We start from the raw sequence: 1,148 nt of genomic DNA, 5'->3' as shown, positions 1-1,148 counted from the left end.
CTGCAGCGCCGCCGCGCAGCGCTGACGGTGCCGCCTGTCGCGCCCGATTGAGTCGACCGCCTGGAGATTGCAATGGACGTAACTGGCGTAACCTGAGAGACTGACGAGACCAGGAACACTCCCCGGCCCGAAAAGTTGCCATGGCCCCCATTTCATCCCGCAAGCAGGCGAAATCTGCCAAGTCCTCCCGCACCGCAAAGAGCGGGACTGGAAGTGTCTCCGTGCCGCTGGTCATTGATCTTTCGACCTGGAGCATCCTGGACGCTGAGCTCGCGAATACCCCAGACGTTCAGCAGTTCGACTCCGTCCACCCACTGAGTCCAGGTCTTGCGCGCTCCGTGTTTGAGAAGACCCTCGAGTCTCTGAAGGAGGTCCAGCAGCAACAGGTTGGAGAACTGTCCGCGGGGCAGTTCATCCGGCAGGTCGCCGAGACTCTGGCCGACAAGGCAGATGGGGGAACCCGAGAAGTGCCCGTCATCGAAGGCTGGCAACAGCTTCTGGAACGAGGGCTGAAGAGCAGGACGGCGCTGCTGAAGTCCAAGGAATTCAAGTCGACTTCGCAAGCCAGCGATCTTCTGGGCATTGGAGAGCACGCTGTGCGCAAGCGAGTCAAAGAGCAGAAGTTGTTTGCTTTGCGGACGCCGGGTGACGGAGGGCACCGCATCCCCGCGTGGGCACTCGACCCCAAGGTCACTGGTGCGACAACGGCTGCGCTTCTCGCGCAGGCTCGGTCCGCGGACGAATGGCACATCTACCACTTCATGTCCACGCCAAACGGCAGCTTGAACGGACTTCGGCCTTTCGAGTGCCTGATGTCCAACGAAAACCTGCCTCGGGCCAAGGTTCTTGCCAAGGATGAGCTCATCGCCTACCTGAATCTGTCCGCTGGTTCTTCCTTGTTGGAGCCCGTCAGGCGAGCGTTGGAAAGAGAACTCACCGAAGGTCAGGAGACATGAGCGGTCCCTTCCCGGTGCTTGATCCGGCCTTCGTTCTTGCCGTCGAGACGGCCACCAGGGAGACTTTCCATCGGGTCTATTGGTTTGGACAGAACCCGATGAAGCCGAGTGTGGCGGGGGGCAATCGCTATGACTGTCCTGCTGCGCTGCCGCCTTCCGATCAGTTTGGGGTTCTCTACCTCGGCTACGACC

Annotated in this window: 2 protein-coding genes; both read left to right on the top strand. The window is 60.7% G+C overall.

Annotated elements, in window-relative coordinates; translation table 11 throughout:
- Positions 1-221 precede the first annotated feature (221 nt).
- Positions 222-956 carry a MerR family transcriptional regulator gene (locus tag AC1D15_RS33425; RefSeq protein ID WP_477829449.1) on the top strand — a complete coding sequence of 245 codons (735 nt, stop codon included), beginning with the start codon at positions 222-224 and terminating at the stop codon, positions 954-956.
- On the top strand, positions 953-1,148 hold a 196-nt coding region (locus AC1D15_RS33420; protein ID WP_477829448.1), incomplete at its 3' end, for a hypothetical protein. The genes AC1D15_RS33425 and AC1D15_RS33420, both read left to right, overlap by 4 nt.

The sequence above is a fragment of the Rhizobacter sp. P2_H2 genome (assembly GCF_056403375.1).
Note: the sequence above shows the minus strand (reverse complement) of the source record. Positions and strands in the feature narration are given on the sequence as shown.